The 13,828-nt window shown below is 39.9% G+C and carries 20 protein-coding genes and 1 riboswitch; of the genes, 10 read left to right on the top strand and 10 right to left on the bottom strand.

Translation table 11 applies throughout. The features are described 5' to 3' along the window. Positions 1-88 precede the first annotated feature (88 nt). Positions 89-559 (top strand): hypothetical protein, encoded by a 471-nt coding sequence (locus R1T16_RS09465; protein WP_317500853.1) that lies wholly within the window; start codon positions 89-91, stop codon positions 557-559. Between the two features lie 46 nt (positions 560-605). Then, positions 606-953, top strand: coding sequence for a hypothetical protein (locus tag R1T16_RS09470; RefSeq protein WP_317500854.1), 348 nt, complete (start codon positions 606-608; stop codon positions 951-953). Between the two features lie 59 nt (positions 954-1,012). Here R1T16_RS09470 and R1T16_RS09475 read toward each other — a convergent pair whose 3' ends face one another. Together R1T16_RS09475 and R1T16_RS09480 are read right to left on the bottom strand one after the other, a co-directional pair. Beyond that, on the bottom strand, positions 1,013-1,594 hold the full coding sequence (locus tag R1T16_RS09475; protein ID WP_317500855.1) for a hypothetical protein: 582 nt from the start codon (positions 1,592-1,594) through the stop codon (positions 1,013-1,015). A 97-nt stretch (positions 1,595-1,691) separates the two neighbouring features. Beyond that, positions 1,692-3,938: a histidine kinase dimerization/phosphoacceptor domain -containing protein gene (locus R1T16_RS09480; protein ID WP_317500856.1), complete on the bottom strand. Its 2,247-nt coding sequence runs from the start codon at positions 3,936-3,938 to the stop codon at positions 1,692-1,694. Positions 3,939-4,115: 177 nt separating this feature from the next. On the opposite strand from R1T16_RS09480, the gene R1T16_RS09485 reads away from it, so the two are divergent. Next, entirely contained in the window at positions 4,116-4,646 is a 531-nt protein-coding gene (locus R1T16_RS09485; RefSeq protein ID WP_317500857.1) for a hypothetical protein, read from the top strand. Positions 4,647-4,775: 129 nt separating this feature from the next. Continuing rightward, complete coding sequence (locus tag R1T16_RS09490; RefSeq protein WP_317500858.1) at positions 4,776-5,222, top strand: hypothetical protein; 447 nt, start codon at positions 4,776-4,778, stop codon at positions 5,220-5,222. A gap of 3 nt (positions 5,223-5,225) precedes the next feature. Here R1T16_RS09490 and R1T16_RS09495 read toward each other — a convergent pair whose 3' ends face one another. Further along, positions 5,226-6,134, bottom strand: a complete 909-nt coding sequence (locus tag R1T16_RS09495; RefSeq protein ID WP_317500859.1) for a patatin-like phospholipase family protein — start codon at positions 6,132-6,134, stop codon at positions 5,226-5,228. A 138-nt stretch (positions 6,135-6,272) separates the two neighbouring features. Between R1T16_RS09495 and R1T16_RS09500 the strand changes: the two genes are divergently transcribed. Continuing rightward, on the top strand, positions 6,273-6,776 hold the full coding sequence (locus R1T16_RS09500) for a DUF1648 domain-containing protein (RefSeq protein WP_317500860.1): 504 nt from the start codon (positions 6,273-6,275) through the stop codon (positions 6,774-6,776). Here the strand turns inward: R1T16_RS09500 and R1T16_RS09505 are convergent, their stop codons facing one another. Together R1T16_RS09505 and R1T16_RS09510 are read right to left on the bottom strand one after the other, a co-directional pair. Continuing rightward, a complete protein-coding gene (locus tag R1T16_RS09505; protein ID WP_317500861.1) occupies positions 6,777-7,427 on the bottom strand; it encodes an EcsC family protein in 651 nt (216 codons plus the stop codon). A gap of 221 nt (positions 7,428-7,648) precedes the next feature. Continuing rightward, complete coding sequence (locus tag R1T16_RS09510) at positions 7,649-7,903, bottom strand: hypothetical protein (protein ID WP_317500862.1); 255 nt, start codon at positions 7,901-7,903, stop codon at positions 7,649-7,651. A 207-nt stretch (positions 7,904-8,110) separates the two neighbouring features. Here R1T16_RS09510 and R1T16_RS09515 point away from each other — a divergent pair, with 207 nt between their 5' ends. The 4 genes from R1T16_RS09515 to R1T16_RS09530 all read left to right on the top strand — a co-directional run bounded on the left by R1T16_RS09515 (position 8,111) and on the right by R1T16_RS09530 (position 10,731). Further along, a complete protein-coding gene (locus tag R1T16_RS09515; RefSeq protein WP_317500863.1) occupies positions 8,111-8,365 on the top strand; it encodes a hypothetical protein in 255 nt (84 codons plus the stop codon). Positions 8,366-8,456: 91 nt separating this feature from the next. Then, positions 8,457-8,521: riboswitch (Fluoride riboswitch) on the top strand. A 41-nt stretch (positions 8,522-8,562) separates the two neighbouring features. After that, positions 8,563-9,843, top strand: coding sequence for a voltage-gated chloride channel family protein (locus tag R1T16_RS09520; protein ID WP_317500864.1), 1,281 nt, complete (start codon positions 8,563-8,565; stop codon positions 9,841-9,843). Between the two features lie 12 nt (positions 9,844-9,855). Continuing rightward, positions 9,856-10,311, top strand: coding sequence for an NUDIX hydrolase (locus R1T16_RS09525; protein WP_317500865.1), 456 nt, complete (start codon positions 9,856-9,858; stop codon positions 10,309-10,311). A gap of 225 nt (positions 10,312-10,536) precedes the next feature. Continuing rightward, entirely contained in the window at positions 10,537-10,731 is a 195-nt protein-coding gene (locus tag R1T16_RS09530; RefSeq protein ID WP_317500866.1) for a hypothetical protein, read from the top strand. A gap of 236 nt (positions 10,732-10,967) precedes the next feature. Here the strand turns inward: R1T16_RS09530 and R1T16_RS09535 are convergent, their stop codons facing one another. The 4 genes from R1T16_RS09535 to R1T16_RS09550 form a co-directional block, all read right to left on the bottom strand. Then, positions 10,968-11,360, bottom strand: coding sequence for a hypothetical protein (locus R1T16_RS09535; protein ID WP_317500867.1), 393 nt, complete (start codon positions 11,358-11,360; stop codon positions 10,968-10,970). Continuing rightward, a complete protein-coding gene (locus R1T16_RS09540; protein WP_317500868.1) occupies positions 11,350-11,559 on the bottom strand; it encodes a hypothetical protein in 210 nt (69 codons plus the stop codon). Before R1T16_RS09540 ends, R1T16_RS09535 begins: the two co-directional genes overlap by 11 nt. 37 nt (positions 11,560-11,596) lie before the next feature. Beyond that, entirely contained in the window at positions 11,597-11,950 is a 354-nt protein-coding gene (locus tag R1T16_RS09545) for a hypothetical protein (protein ID WP_317500869.1), read from the bottom strand. A 108-nt stretch (positions 11,951-12,058) separates the two neighbouring features. Further along, positions 12,059-12,811 carry a glucose 1-dehydrogenase gene (locus R1T16_RS09550; protein ID WP_317500870.1) on the bottom strand — a complete coding sequence of 251 codons (753 nt, stop codon included), beginning with the start codon at positions 12,809-12,811 and terminating at the stop codon, positions 12,059-12,061. A gap of 129 nt (positions 12,812-12,940) precedes the next feature. On the opposite strand from R1T16_RS09550, the gene R1T16_RS09555 reads away from it, so the two are divergent. Beyond that, the gene (locus tag R1T16_RS09555) at positions 12,941-13,303 is read left to right on the top strand and encodes a helix-turn-helix domain-containing protein (protein ID WP_317500871.1); all 363 of its coding nucleotides are present in this window, start codon (positions 12,941-12,943) and stop codon (positions 13,301-13,303) included. A gap of 136 nt (positions 13,304-13,439) precedes the next feature. Here R1T16_RS09555 and R1T16_RS09560 read toward each other — a convergent pair whose 3' ends face one another. Further along, a complete protein-coding gene (locus R1T16_RS09560; protein ID WP_317500872.1) occupies positions 13,440-13,793 on the bottom strand; it encodes a helix-turn-helix domain-containing protein in 354 nt (117 codons plus the stop codon). Positions 13,794-13,828 lie beyond the last annotated feature (35 nt).

Here is a 13,828-nt window from a genome sequence, read left to right on the forward strand (position 1 = left end):
TTTCTGCTTGTGTGATTTTCTGTCTGCCTCATATATGACAATGCCATATTCAAACATTTTTTATATTTCTCTTCATTTATGTTAATCAATGAAACATTTTAAAAGCCTGATAGATTTAGATAAAATAGCTGCATCAGAAATAGAATTGAAAAATAGCTTATATTCAGCGCAAAATACAAATGATATTGACTTTCAGTTCAATTTAATTTTTAAAACTTACGCTAGCAATGTTGATGACATTGAAGCTTTTAAGCGTGGTATATTCTACATTTGGTATTCGCGCCTCGAACCAAATTTCTTAACGGGAATAAATGTTTTAGATAAAACATCTCTCGACTTAATAATTAATAAAGCTGTAGAACATTTGGACAAAATAACATACGACTTTGAGTTAGACTGGATGCTGAGTTATTACTCTAATTGGGATTTTTTGTTTGAAGACTATCCGGAATTTCATACCCTTTTGATTGAAAAGCAATTTATTGAACGACCTGTGATGGATAATAATTTAATGGTAAACAGAGATTTGATGAGATCTTATTTTAATGAATTGCATTAAATGCCTGTAACCTCCTTATGAATTTAAACCTCTAACTACTACACAGATGATACAAAGAATCACAACCTTATTTGCCATCGTAGGCGTTACACTGCTTGCTGCGAATATCTATAGCTTTTTCAGGCATCAGTCAATCACCTCTCAATATTGGGAAAACTGTAAAAAAGTGAAACCAGGAATGACTCTTGAACAGGCACGCACTATTATTGGGGATATAGGATACCAAAATAGTACACAAGACGACAGGTCAGGAGAAATTATTATTAATAAGCAATCAGACGGAACTGTTGAATACAGATTAGAATATGATATGGTGTTTGCAGGATCTGACAGTCCTAAAATATATTTTGACCCAAAAACATTATCCGTAATAAAAGTGCAAGAAGGTGAATAACCAAAGTTCCCTCGCTGGCGCGAGCGTCACGCTCGTGCTATTTTAGCTTAACCCCTACACTACAATCCCGCTTCCTTCTTAGTCAGCAATGGTACTATTCTTTCATTTACCATTTTGGTATCATCTCGCCAATCGTTGCCTTTATTATCTTTATATGCAGTAACCATTATTACCTCTCCTTCTTTGTTCAGCAGGATATATTTTGAAAAATCATTGATGTTTTCAAATTGCGGGGGTGTCATTTCGGTAACAAACTGTTTGTTTCTTTTTTTGGTTTTCAGGCCATATGTTTCGTCTGAAAGCACACCTATATTAAATTCTTTTCCAAACTGATAAAGATAATCTGACGCCATATCAGCCAGTTTACTCTTTTCTGAATCTACAATTACGACGAACAGGTCAAGGTCATACTCTTTTGCCAGATTTATGGCTGTAGGAAGGTGTAGACGGCAAGGTTCACACCAAATACCAAATGTATATAGCAGCGTATTTTTCTTTTTAGAAAACTTAGCAACTTCGTTGATACTGGCTGCATCCAGGCTATAAATAATTAGCGAATCACGAACCTTCTTTTCGGTGGTTTCCTGCGCATTGGCAATAAATGAAAATAGTAATACAGCAACGATTAACAGCTTTTTCATAACGAGTGTTTAAAAGGTAATTCCTACTTTTTCAAAAGTATTAAAAAAGCGTAAATCAACAATATAATTCAACATATTCATTATGCTAATTACAATTTCATAAATACCCCTTAGTATCAAAAATTATCTTGATCACGGTTCCGCCATCATTATAAATGGAGAATTCTCCATTGAGGTCAGAGCTCAACCCGCTGAGTAACTGCATGCCCAGAGAATCGCAGTCCTGAGGGTCAAAACCCTCGGGTACACCTTTTCCGTTGTCAGAGATGGTAAGTTCGTAGACGGTGCCGTCCAGTTGGCAGAGTGAAATTCGGATAAAACCTTTTTCGTTAGGGGCAAAAGCATATTTAAATGAATTGGTAACCGCTTCGTTAAGAATGAGCCCTATAGGTATGGTTTGGGCAACATCAAGTTCTATATCGTCTACATTAATCTCAAACTTAACGAGCGAACTGTCGTACGTGTCCTGAAGGTACGAAACCAGCTCACTTATGTAACGGTACATCTTTATTGCCGAGACATTATCCGACTTATAGAGCTGTTGGTGTATCAGCGCTATGGAGTGCATCCTGCGCTGACTGTCGCCTATAGCTTTTTTGGCCGATTCATCCGTCAGGTAAGCCGACTGCGTGTTGAGCAGGCTCATAACTATCTGTAAGTTGTTCTTAACCCTGTGATGTATTTCCTTTAGCAGCCATTCCTTTTCGTCTACTAATTTGTTAAGTGTATCGTTTTTGTCTGTAATCTCTTCTTTTTGCTGCTCCAGCAGGGTGTTCAGCCTATTTTTGTTACGGTAGGCAAGAAATATCCCAAAAGCAGCCATGAGGGCAATGGCAACACCGCCAAGCGCTACATTCTTTTGGATTCCTGTTTGTTGTATCTTATGTTCCTGAAGTTCTTTTTCCTTATTCAGCAGCGAAATGCTCTTTGCCTTGAGCTGTATGTCCTTGTCCTTTTTCTCCGACTCATAAGAGATCTGTAACTGCGATATTTCTTTGTTCTTCTCAAGGTTAAAGATGGAATCATCTACCGTTTTAAGTTTTTTAAGGTACTCTATCGCCCTTGGCAGATTAGCCTGTGCCGAATCCAGCTGATAGGCAAGTATATAGGCGTTCTTTTTTGCAGTAAATTCCCTGTCACCAAGAACACTTAAATTGGCATCAAGGTATTTTCTCGCCGTTGCATAATCTCCCTTAGCGAGGTAAAAGCGGCATAGCGAAGAATTAGCATACGTATAGATCTGTTTTGGCATTTCTGCCTTTTGTTTGTCCAGCAATGCAATCATTTGGCGGCAATACGGTTCGCCCTTGTCAAATTGCTTCAGTTTGATGTAAATCCTGATAAAGCAAGCCTGAACAGTAATAATGTCGGCAATCGTTACGGGTTTATGCTTTGCATATATTTTCTTAAGGAACCGCTCTGCTTCTTTATAGTTTGATTTATTGATAAGCCCGGAAACAATGTTATTGGCAGCCGTGTAAACCGACTCGGTGTTTCCAGATTTCAGCGCATAGTCAAACGATTTTCTGATATACGTATCGGCAAGCGCCGTTTCATTGAGGGCATGGTAATTGGCCGACAGCTGGTTATAGATATGCGTTAAAAGTTCGTTATCCTGAAATTCCTTATTTTCTGAGGCGACGACTGCCTTAAGCAGAAAGTCAATAGATTTTTTGTAGTCGGCCCTTGAAGCGTAAAGGCTGCCTGCCACTCTGTAGGCATTAACCATATTTTTATGCCCTATAGCTTTATAAAGCGAAAGCGCTTCTTTGAGGAATGCTACAGATTTATCGGCGTCGCCCATGTAGTTGTAATCTTCGGCAGCTATGGTCAGGATGTCAGCAAGCTGAAGTTTAGTACTCTTTTGCCTGAAAGCCGCGATGGCTTTCCTCAACAGTTCCATTTTTTTGGTAAGCTCATCGTAGTAATTGCACTGCGCATACAGCTCTTTATAAGCTTCACCGCAAATATCCTGATAATTGTTAGCTATAGCCGTCTTCAAAGCCTTATCGGCAAAGTAAATAGTTTTGTCCTTATCCCTTCTTTCGGCGTAAATCCTTGCGTAAAGTGACAGTGTACGGCAGTTTGCCCATGCATAGTTTATCTTTTTGCTTTCGGTCTCTGCCTGTTTTGTAAAAATATAAGCACTGTCAAGATCGGTTTTTGCCTCTCCCCTTTTGTAGATATAGTAATTACTTAGTTTAAGAAGTATGTTTACCCTTTCTGACCCTTCTTTTTGTTGTTCAAGGTTTTGCAGCAGGCTTTTTTGTTCCTGTGCCTGCAATACAGCCGAAACAAGAAAAGAAATAAGGAATAAAAGAAAAGAATATTTTTTGGAAACCATGGAATTCTGTAAGGTAAAATAAACGCTGTTAAAGTTAACTAATAAGATGGTTTAAAGTGCAATCGCCGGGAAAAAGTAATGTAGTAAGCAATATGTAGTAATTATAGAAAAGATAAATAAATTAAAGCGTAAGATTTAGACTGCAATTTCAGATATTAGCAGTCCAATCTAAATTTTATGAAAAACTTTAAACACATAGTATCATTATTAGCCCTTCTTTTTTCGTTGACAGTCTTTTCTCAGGATGCCAAACCTATGGTAGACAATGAACCTTATGAAGTATGGTACAAAAAATTAAAAGAACTTTATACCAAACGCATAGATTCTGAAAATTATAAAGCTTCTGAAAGGGCATCCTGGGTATATTATGATATGTTGAACATGGATGCGTCAGATGGTGTAGAAGTTACGAAACTCGGACCATTAGAATGGAGCAAAGCTAATTTATATAAAACCGATTTCGGTTCTTTTGAAAAAGCTGAAAGGGAATTCAAAAAACTAGAAGAAGCGTCGCAATTAGATATAAAAGGAAATGCCGAATACTGGAACTACTTTACAAAATGCCTAATGGCTACAGATATTTATGACCTTGAAATAAGATTAGAAGAAGAACTCAGGGAAGAGCATCCTGAAAAATTCCAAACCCGTCCAGCCAAAAAAAAGAAAGAATCGTTTCTGCTTAAGTTCCCATCGCTGCCTAAGCCTTAAAATATTTATATATCATTAAAAGCTCCTCAATAGTAGTTTTTTTAATTTGGCACTACATTAACTAAGCCCTAACACATCTTCACACCTTTTAGCACGAACTTTATGTAAATAACATAATTTCAATCAGCTATGAGCAGAACAAAAAATATTATTGCCGGACTTGGCGGAGCCATTGCCCTCAACATACTTCATGAAGCTTTAAAGAAACGTGATAAAGACATGCCGCGTGTTGACCTGCTGGGCGAAGAAGCCCTTGAAAAAAGCCTTGACTTTTTTGACGCCGAGATACAACGCGAAGATACTTTGTATAAAATGACGCTTGCGGGCGATATTATAAGCAATACGCTATATTATAGTGCCATAGGTGCAGGTGCTTCTGAACACGTTTGGTCAAGGGCTATAACTATGGGTATAACAGCCGGTATAGGCGCAATTACACTCCCGGAACCTTTAGGACTGGACGATAAACCTGTTGCCCGAACCACAAAAACCAAAGCACTTACTATAGGCTACTATCTTTTAGGGGCACTGGTTACCGGTGCACTAGTTAAGGCATTAAATCGTAATGAAGAGTAATAGTTACACCTTCGCTGCCAGGTAACGTTTTTCGCACTCGGCATCCCTGTACATCTCATAGCCTTCCTGCCACCATTCTTTCATTTCCGATGCATTAAATATGAACGAACGTGTGGTAAGGAGCCTGTTGATGTGGTAGAAAGCCACGGTAACATTTTGGCTTGCTGCCTGAAGGTTGGCTATCAGCAGGTCGTCTATCGCGATTTGGTTGAGCATAAAGTCGTAAGTGCGCGCAAAAGAGTCGAGCGCATTGTGCAGCGGCGGATTGCTGTAAACGCCGTTCTTTAACCTCAGCACAATGGCATCAATATAGGACGCTCCCTTTGATATGGCATGCTGAATTGGGATAAGATTGCCAAAACCGCCATCGGCATATTCATTACCGTTTTTTTCCACCAGGCTCATAAGCGGAACCATATTTGCCGATGCCCATATCCAGTCGCAAAAATCTTTATATTCATAATCGTTAGACGATTTATACTCTATTTCCTGCGTAGTGAGGTTAGACACGGTTACAACAACTTCTTTGCCCAATTTTCGTAGCTGTTCAAAATCTTTTTTAGTAAAACTCTTGCGAATAAGATTGCGCAGTGCAGTGCTGTCACCTAAAGTTTTAGAGCGTTTTATAAATTGCTGAATGATGCCAAAATGGTTCATGCTGGTCTTAACCTCTCCATTTTTTATCTTTATTTTAAACGGGCATACGGTAAAGATATCCTCCTGCTTGATAGTGGTGTATATCTTTTTGATGCGCTCTATATCGCCAAGGGCAAGAAACGGAACCAAAAGGCTCCCTGTAGATGTGCCTACGAATAACTGATAGTTTTTCTGCTGTATTTTGAGAAGATATTCTGAAACTCCGCCGGCAAAAGCGCCTTTGCTTCCGCCACCGGATATAACCAATGCATTCATGTACGTAAAGATGTGTTTGTTTGTACTTTTTAAAGATAGTTAATCATTAAATAGTTACAGCAAAAGGATAATAATTTTTACCTAATTGCTTTGATAATTCTTACGGAATTTTATTTTTGTAGTACAATTCATCAATCCATGGAAAAACAGCAGCGACCTCTGTTAAAAATTGAAATTACAGGCACCGATAAAATAATTGAAGGGTTAAGTTATATTGCACTCGTAGCACTATGGATCTTTGTATGCGTAGTGTACACTAAGCTCCCTGAAACAATACCTACCCATTTTACCGGTTCGGGTAAAGCAGATGGCTATGGCGATAATGAAACTATTTTTCTTGGCGCAGGAATATGTACTGTTATGTTTATAGGCATGAGTTTTATCCAGCGTAAACCGCACTGGTTTAACTTTCCTGTAGAGATTACCCCCGAAAATGCCCAAAAGCAATATACAACGGCCATGAAGATGATACGTATGCTAAAGCTCACAATAGTAATTATTATCGGGCTGATAGAGTTTCATACCTATAAATCTTCAATAGGTATTACTGACGATACCAGTCAATTATACATCCTGGCAATACTGGGATTAGTATATATCCCTATTTTTTATTTTTTAATACAGTCCTCTAAGAACTCGTAGTTACTCCGGCAGCACATAATTAGTTGTATCTGTCTTAAAATACCCATCGGCGGCCTTACCAAACTTTTGGAGTGTCATGTAATTAAAAGTACCGCCCACCACTGCACCGACTCCAAACGGAATAAGCCTGCCCAACACGGCACCGCCACGCTTAGAGCCATATTTGGTTACCAGCTTGCGCGCAATCTTCTCGTTCATCTTATTTTTAATCCTGTCGGTAATATGCTGGTCAAAGTGGCCTATGGTAATTTTTTCGCCTTTGCTTAGCGCTGCCTTTTCGGGAACGATCACTTCTGCCCAAATACCCAGTACAAGCGTAAATTCATCTTCAAAGGAGTTCTGAGTATCGCGCCCGTAGATCAGCCCGGTTCCATAACAGATGCCCGCCATCCAGCGGAGCATCAATGCGACATCTGCCGATATCGCACCTGCCTCGAGCGCTATCTGTGCGGCTGTACCCAGCCCCGGGATAACACCCGGCAGTGCAGACACCGCTCCTACCGACGCATACTTATTCCTCGCCCTGTTTATAAACAAGCGCGACAATGCTGCGGGTGGCTTTCCCGGATTTTCCAGCTTTAATTTAATGACCTGCTGCTTAACATCGTTAAACGAGGGCATAACCTTTACTATCAGTTGGTGTAGATCCATGATTAAAGATAAGCAATAACCGTTCCTGTTTGTGCAAAAAAAAAGCGGACTCTAAAGTCCGCCCCCTGTTTGATCGTAATGTCTATCTTTCGTCCCCCAACTCAGATAGACGATCAGAACTTCTTCAAAAATCTTTTTCTGAATGGTGTAAAAGTACAATTTCTTAGGCGTTCAAAAATACCTATTGATAGGTATTTTAACGAGAAAAAGTCACAAATTGTCTATTGAATGTGCCGAGATATCTCAAACGGATATTTTTCAAGGTATTTTTCAAGCAGTTTGCCCTGCTTAAAGCTTAGTTTCCAAAGTATTTTGTTGCTCATGGTGTGGCACCACAGCTCGACATAAAAATTATTTATGGCATACAGGAGTTTTTTAACGTGCCCATCCATACAGGCATCTATAAGTATTCCCTCGTTCCAGAGGATACTGTATTGCTGTTCTTCGCTTAATTTTTTATAATCGTATAGCTTCATAATTCATGTAATATCCTGCAGCATACCGTTGCCGGTTTCACTATCATTAAAACGCAGATACCGTGCCATTATTACAGACAACCCGGCAGATGCACATCTATTACAAATATAACACTTTAAAAATTAAGCATTTATTAGCATTTGGTTAGTAAAATTTATGATTTGTAATATGGAAATTGCGGTATGTAAAATTAAATGCCAAAGATTATGAAACTACTGATGTTATTACCCAATTTAGTACTTATTGCCGTATCAGGCTTTAATATTTCTAACGAATATACCACGCATGGTGCAAACAACTTTGCTGTTATGGTATTGCATGCATCGGTACTTATCATGTGCCTTGTGTTTGTTTCCTTAATCATAAGATCAATGTTTACTATTGTGGAGGTGGAAGACACACGCGAATACGAGACCGCAGATGAACACAGCGAATTTACACCTCAAATGTCACGAACATAAAACAACTTTTATATCTATATAAGCAGAAAGGCCCGAAAGCAATGTTTTCGGGCTTTTTGATTATTTATGGGTAAATTGTTATATTTGTAATATACAATATGGCAATGATGTCTGCCCCGAACCGCTTGGTAGTAAGCTGATGACGTCTATTAATAGCTTACGCTGCTTGCAGCGTATTTAATAGCGTACTTAATTTTATGGAAAACAAAAGGTTCACAATCCCGAAAATCAATTTATTATTAAAATTGCTCCTGATAGCCTGTCTAGCCGGTGTGCTCATCGGTTCTGCATCGGCATTTTTTCTTAATGCCCTGCAATGGGTGACTGATTATCGCGAAGCCAATCTATGGATTATCTCCCTTTTACCCGTGGGCGGACTGCTGATTGGCTATACCTACCATTATCTGGGTAAATCGGTAGTGAAAGGCAATAACCTGCTATTAGAAGAAGTTCATTCTCCCAAAAATATAATTCCGTTAAGGATGGCGCCATTAGTGCTTTTAGGAACATTGGTAACACACCTTTTTGGAGGATCTGCAGGGCGTGAAGGCACAGCAGTGCAGATGGGCGGCGCCATTGCCGACCAGTTTACCAAAATTTTCAAACTGAGCAGCAACGACCGAAGCCTGCTTATCATAATGGGCATCAGTGCAGGGTTTGCGTCGGTTTTTGGTACGCCGCTGGCAGGGGCTGTATTTGCCTTAGAGGTATTGCTCATCGGGCGAATGCGCTATAACGCACTGCTGCCATCGCTGCTTATTGCTTATGTTGCTCATTACACCTGTTTAGCATTGCAGGTATCGCACACACAGTACAACATTCCTTTTATTCCGGATTTTAAACCGGAATACGTCCTGTATACGCTGGCTGCAGGACTGCTCTTTGGGCTGACAGCAATGCTGTTCTCAAAATCCATACACTTTTTTACCAATGCTTTTAAAAAACTGATTGCTTATCCCCCACTTCGGCCGGTACTGGGTGGTGCAATACTGGCTTTAACTATATGGGCAATGGGCACTACAAAATACATTGGGTTGGGTATACCTGCCATTCAGGAATCGTTTATCATCCGACAGCCGTATTATGCTTTTGCGGTGAAACTACTGCTGACAGCCTTTACCCTTGGTGCCGGCTTTAAAGGCGGTGAGGTTACGCCCCTGTTTTTTGTGGGTGCTGCACTGGGTAATTTGTTGTTCCTGTTCATTCCGCTGCCTATGGCGCTGCTGGCAGGCATGGGTTTTGTGGCTGTATTTTCCGGAGCTACTAACACCCCTATTGCCTGTACTATTATGGGAATGGAACTCTTTGGCACAGAGTGCGGCCTTTACATTGCCCTGTCATGTATAATTGCATATCTGTTTTCAGGACCTACAGGCATTTACAGTTCGCAGCTTAGTGGCGGTGGCAAACATGTATTGTTTGGGAATTTTAAGGGGAGATTATTGGTTTTGTTTTATGGTAAGCGAAGCAACAATTAGTATCTTTAATACATGAAACAAAGCGCAGGCATATTACTCTTCCGAGACACTGGTACTGAAACCGAATTCTTCCTGATGCATCCCGGCGGACCCTTCTTTGCCAAAAAGAACGAAGGCTGGTGGACGATTCCCAAAGGCGAACTGATGCCTGATGAAAGTGCCTTAGACTGTGCCGTACGCGAATTTGAAGAAGAAACAGGCCACAAGCCCCAACCTCCATTTACCGAACTTGAACCCGTAACCCAAAAAGGCGGTAAGAAAGTACTCTGCTTTGCAGCAGAAGGCGACCTCAACGCCGATACCGTAACAAGCAATACATTTACCATAGAATGGCCACCAAAATCCGGTAAAATGAAGGAGTTCCCCGAAATTGATAAAGCCGGGTGGTTTGCACTGGCAGAAGCCAAAATACTTATTAATGAACGGCAGGCCGATTTTTTAGAGCAGGTTTTGAACAGAGATAACTAACAATTTATTTACTCCCGATTTCCCCTCCTTTGGAGGGGTGGCTGAAAGCCGGGGTGGTTTATAGTATAAATACAACTACCCCGCCCTTTGGGCACCCCTTCAAAGAAGGGAAATAAGCTTTACTCCTACCTAAAACAAGCTCATTTAAGGATTTCGGTAATATAAATCAGTTTTATAGGCCCTGCCCGGTTCTTAAAGACTATCTTTATCCATAAATACTTAAAAATGAAAAAGTTTCACATTAATGACGAAGTTTACGAAGCCGGAAAATTTGGATTAAAAGTGGCACTTTTTGTCTGGAAGATAAACAGCAATGCAAAGGGCCCAACTACCTACACATGCTCTCAGGTAAAAGGCCGTAACGAAGAAGAATACACCGAAAAACAGATTTACTTTCTTAACGAATTGTTTGTGGCTTAACCATTCACATAAAGAAAACCTTTATAACAGCAACGGTAACAGAATACAAAAACTCCGGAAAAATGGCATATCAATGTCGCCTTTCCGGAGTTTTTTGTACATGTATTTCTATAAATATATCGTTCATATGACTATTGAAAAATCCGATTGCGTAATTCAACCACTAAGAACACGCTAGGAACAAAAAGCTTTGTGCATCCTTCGTGAAAACTTTGTGTTCTTTCTGCTCTTCGTGGTTAGTCATCTTCCGTTGAGCCATATCTTATAACAGAAATGCTTGTCCCATAAAAAAGCAATGCGTATAGCGACAGGGCTGCTAAAGGCATCCACAAAGAGAATTCCTCTATAAAACTGAATAGCAGAAAAAACCAGATCAGGCAAAAAAGGGCTATTGCGCTCAAAACAAACATCAGAAGATGCACAAGCCTCCTGATTATCCTGTTTTCACGAAGTGTATCGAATATTCTGATACCAATATTCAGCCACAATAAAATACTCAACAGAAATATATGGTCATATCCCAAAAACTTCATCTTTGTAAAGAAATAAGTATAGTTCAGTAACGCTATCATTAGCAAAGACGCTACAACAGTTACCTTTTCTGTTTGCGGCAAACTTTTAATCCTCATACCCGCAAATGGTTTTACCTTTGTCTTTTGCTTCTTTAAGGGTAACTTTTATGATCTCGCCTTTACAGTTGGATAGCCCGCGGCATTCTTTGTCAAAATGATATTTCTTTCCGCCTTTGGTATCACACAGGTAAACATCCTGCTCTGCCGAAAAGGATGTCAGAAAAACAAACGCTGATAAGAGAAGCAGTTTTTTCATTTTACAGGAGATTCAGCACATTTTTTAAAATCTACAGCTACAATTTCGCTACAGCTATTCGCAAGCTATCCTTAGCATAATTAATAGTAAGCTTGCTATCATTAGTATTTACGACAAATTCTTCTTCTTTGCCCTTAAAAAAAGTTTTCGTATTCTTACGGTATAACTTGTAGCCATATTTGTATTTGTCATTTATGCCAATAAATATAGAATCCCTGCGTAACAGAATTTTATAATTTCTCTCTGCATAGCCCTCCGTCTTGAAATTACTTTTAGCTTCCCAGCATGATACCTGTTCCCTGCTACTTTTGACTTCTTTTTTTGTCTTATTCTGCGCAGCGGCAGGAACCAGAACAAATAGCAATACAATAGTGAGTAACAGCTTACACATAGTTAGGAATTTTCTCAAATATATAAATTTTAACGGCTTGCCTACAATTACTTACAAATAAAAATGCCACCTACTACGGGCAGCATTTCTTATAATTGTTTTAAAAGCTTACAGTAAACCTCCGGCAGCGGTAATTCGCTCTCCTGTTAACCAGCCTGCATCGCCTGACGCTAGGAAAACTGCCACTTTTGCTACATCTTCGGGCTGACCTGTGCGCCCCAGCGGGGTCATGGCAACCATTTGTTTCTCAAGGTCGCCGCCAATAATTCCCGCAGTATGATTGCCTTCGGTATCGGTAACACCAGGTGCAATGGTATTTACACGAATGTTTTTTGGTCCCAGTTCTTTAGCCAGTACTTTTGTAAAAGTATCAACAGCTGCCTTTGCCGAACAATACACTACAAGCCCCGCCATAGGATTGGTACTCACGGTAGAACTGATGTTGATTATGCTGCCTCCACGATCGCCAAACAGTTCAACTGCCTTTTGAGAACACAGCAAATTGCCCAATACGTGGGTGTTATATTGTCTGTGGAAGCTTTCTTCAGACACTGCCTCTAAAGGTTCAAAAGCAAAAACACCGGCATTGTTCACCAATATATCAAGTTGTCCAAAAGTATCTTTTGTTTCCTGAAACATTAGGGTTACATCCTCTAACCTGGTGACATCGGCATGAACTGCAATAGCTTTACCTCCCGCTGCTTCAATCGTGCTCACTATTCTTTCAGCTCCGGCTTTATCTGTCGCATAATTAACAACCACTCTTGCACCTGCTGCCGCAAATGCTTTTGCAATACCTGCACCAATTCCTTTTGATGCTCCGGTAATTACTGCCACTTTATCTTTTAACTTTAAGTCCATTTTAATTTATCTTTTAATGAGCTGCAAAGTTACATTAGCAGTATCTTTGTGTCAAGTATGTACTTTTTAGTATGCTACATACTAAAAAGTATGTAATATTGAATATCAATACTTTAAAGAGTAATAAAAATGAAAAATAAATTGGAAACGTCTGAAATATCACAGCTATGTGGGGTAGATTATGCCTTTAAGCGCATCGGCGGGAAATATAAAGCACGTATTTTGTGGCACTTAGGTTCAAAAAAGGTGCTGCGTTATGGCGAGCTGGGCAGGACATTGCCGGACATTACTACAAAAATGCTGACACAAACCTTACGCGAACTGGAAGACGACAAACTTGTACTCCGAAAAATGTACCACGAAGTACCACCAAAAGTAGAGTATTCATTAAGCGATACCGGACAGGAACTGCTTCCGTTTATCAAGCATTTGCACCATTGGGGCAACAAGCAACTGGAAAAGGAAGGCTATTCGTGTGAAGAGGAGATGTAATTTTTTTTATAGGAGCGTGACCCTCTGTCATTTCGACCGGAATGAAATGGAGTGGAGAAATCTCTCGTTTTAACTTTAAAATATCGAGATTTCTCCACTTCGCTGCGCTGCGGTCGAAATGACAAAACACAAAATCTTACTTCGCCTTGATCTTTGTCCTGTGCTTTAAACCAAAAGCGATCAGGGCATTAATAACAGGGCGTGTTTCGGCGGCGTGTTCTGTAAGTGCATACGATACGGTAACAGGCTTGGTAGCATTTACCGTTCGGGTAATAAGCAGGTTTTCTTCCAGATCCTGCAATTCTTTTGACAGGACCTTTGGCGTAATGCCTCCCACCGAATTGGAAAGCAAGTCTTTAAACCGCTGCGTCCCGTGGATATAAAGGCTCAAAAGGATACAAAATTTCCATTTTCCGCTCAAAAGCTCTAAAGCGTCTTTCATTGCCAACATACTTTCGTTGCCGGTATCTATACATTCCTGTGTTTCCATAAATAGTAACTTTCCTAAAGGTAATCGATAGCAAA

This window comes from Flavobacterium sp. DG1-102-2, assembly GCF_033042555.1.
GTDB lineage: Bacteria > Bacteroidota > Bacteroidia > Flavobacteriales > Flavobacteriaceae > Flavobacterium.

What these genes read in the sequence shown, in the direction of transcription:
- R1T16_RS09515 (WP_317500863.1), top strand. Translation starts at nt 8,111, where the DNA reads ATGAAACTACTGATGTTATTACCCAATTTAGTACTTATTGCCGTATCA.
- R1T16_RS09520 (WP_317500864.1), top strand. Translation starts at nt 8,563, where the DNA reads ATGGAAAACAAAAGGTTCACAATCCCGAAAATCAATTTATTATTAAAA.
- R1T16_RS09525 (WP_317500865.1), top strand. Translation starts at nt 9,856, where the DNA reads ATGAAACAAAGCGCAGGCATATTACTCTTCCGAGACACTGGTACTGAA.
- R1T16_RS09495 (WP_317500859.1), bottom strand. Translation starts at nt 6,134, where the DNA reads ATGAATGCATTGGTTATATCCGGTGGCGGAAGCAAAGGCGCTTTTGCC.
- R1T16_RS09540 (WP_317500868.1), bottom strand. Translation starts at nt 11,559, where the DNA reads ATGAAAAAACTGCTTCTCTTATCAGCGTTTGTTTTTCTGACATCCTTT.
- R1T16_RS09490 (WP_317500858.1), top strand. Translation starts at nt 4,776, where the DNA reads ATGAGCAGAACAAAAAATATTATTGCCGGACTTGGCGGAGCCATTGCC.
- R1T16_RS09505 (WP_317500861.1), bottom strand. Translation starts at nt 7,427, where the DNA reads ATGGATCTACACCAACTGATAGTAAAGGTTATGCCCTCGTTTAACGAT.
- R1T16_RS09510 (WP_317500862.1), bottom strand. Translation starts at nt 7,903, where the DNA reads ATGAAGCTATACGATTATAAAAAATTAAGCGAAGAACAGCAATACAGT.
- R1T16_RS09555 (WP_317500871.1), top strand. Translation starts at nt 12,941, where the DNA reads ATGAAAAATAAATTGGAAACGTCTGAAATATCACAGCTATGTGGGGTA.
- R1T16_RS09560 (WP_317500872.1), bottom strand. Translation starts at nt 13,793, where the DNA reads ATGGAAACACAGGAATGTATAGATACCGGCAACGAAAGTATGTTGGCA.
- R1T16_RS09545 (WP_317500869.1), bottom strand. Translation starts at nt 11,950, where the DNA reads ATGTGTAAGCTGTTACTCACTATTGTATTGCTATTTGTTCTGGTTCCT.
- R1T16_RS09475 (WP_317500855.1), bottom strand. Translation starts at nt 1,594, where the DNA reads ATGAAAAAGCTGTTAATCGTTGCTGTATTACTATTTTCATTTATTGCC.
- R1T16_RS09500 (WP_317500860.1), top strand. Translation starts at nt 6,273, where the DNA reads ATGGAAAAACAGCAGCGACCTCTGTTAAAAATTGAAATTACAGGCACC.
- R1T16_RS09480 (WP_317500856.1), bottom strand. Translation starts at nt 3,938, where the DNA reads ATGGTTTCCAAAAAATATTCTTTTCTTTTATTCCTTATTTCTTTTCTT.
- R1T16_RS09485 (WP_317500857.1), top strand. Translation starts at nt 4,116, where the DNA reads ATGAAAAACTTTAAACACATAGTATCATTATTAGCCCTTCTTTTTTCG.
- R1T16_RS09535 (WP_317500867.1), bottom strand. Translation starts at nt 11,360, where the DNA reads ATGAGGATTAAAAGTTTGCCGCAAACAGAAAAGGTAACTGTTGTAGCG.
- R1T16_RS09470 (WP_317500854.1), top strand. Translation starts at nt 606, where the DNA reads ATGATACAAAGAATCACAACCTTATTTGCCATCGTAGGCGTTACACTG.
- R1T16_RS09465 (WP_317500853.1), top strand. Translation starts at nt 89, where the DNA reads ATGAAACATTTTAAAAGCCTGATAGATTTAGATAAAATAGCTGCATCA.
- R1T16_RS09550 (WP_317500870.1), bottom strand. Translation starts at nt 12,811, where the DNA reads ATGGACTTAAAGTTAAAAGATAAAGTGGCAGTAATTACCGGAGCATCA.
- R1T16_RS09530 (WP_317500866.1), top strand. Translation starts at nt 10,537, where the DNA reads ATGAAAAAGTTTCACATTAATGACGAAGTTTACGAAGCCGGAAAATTT.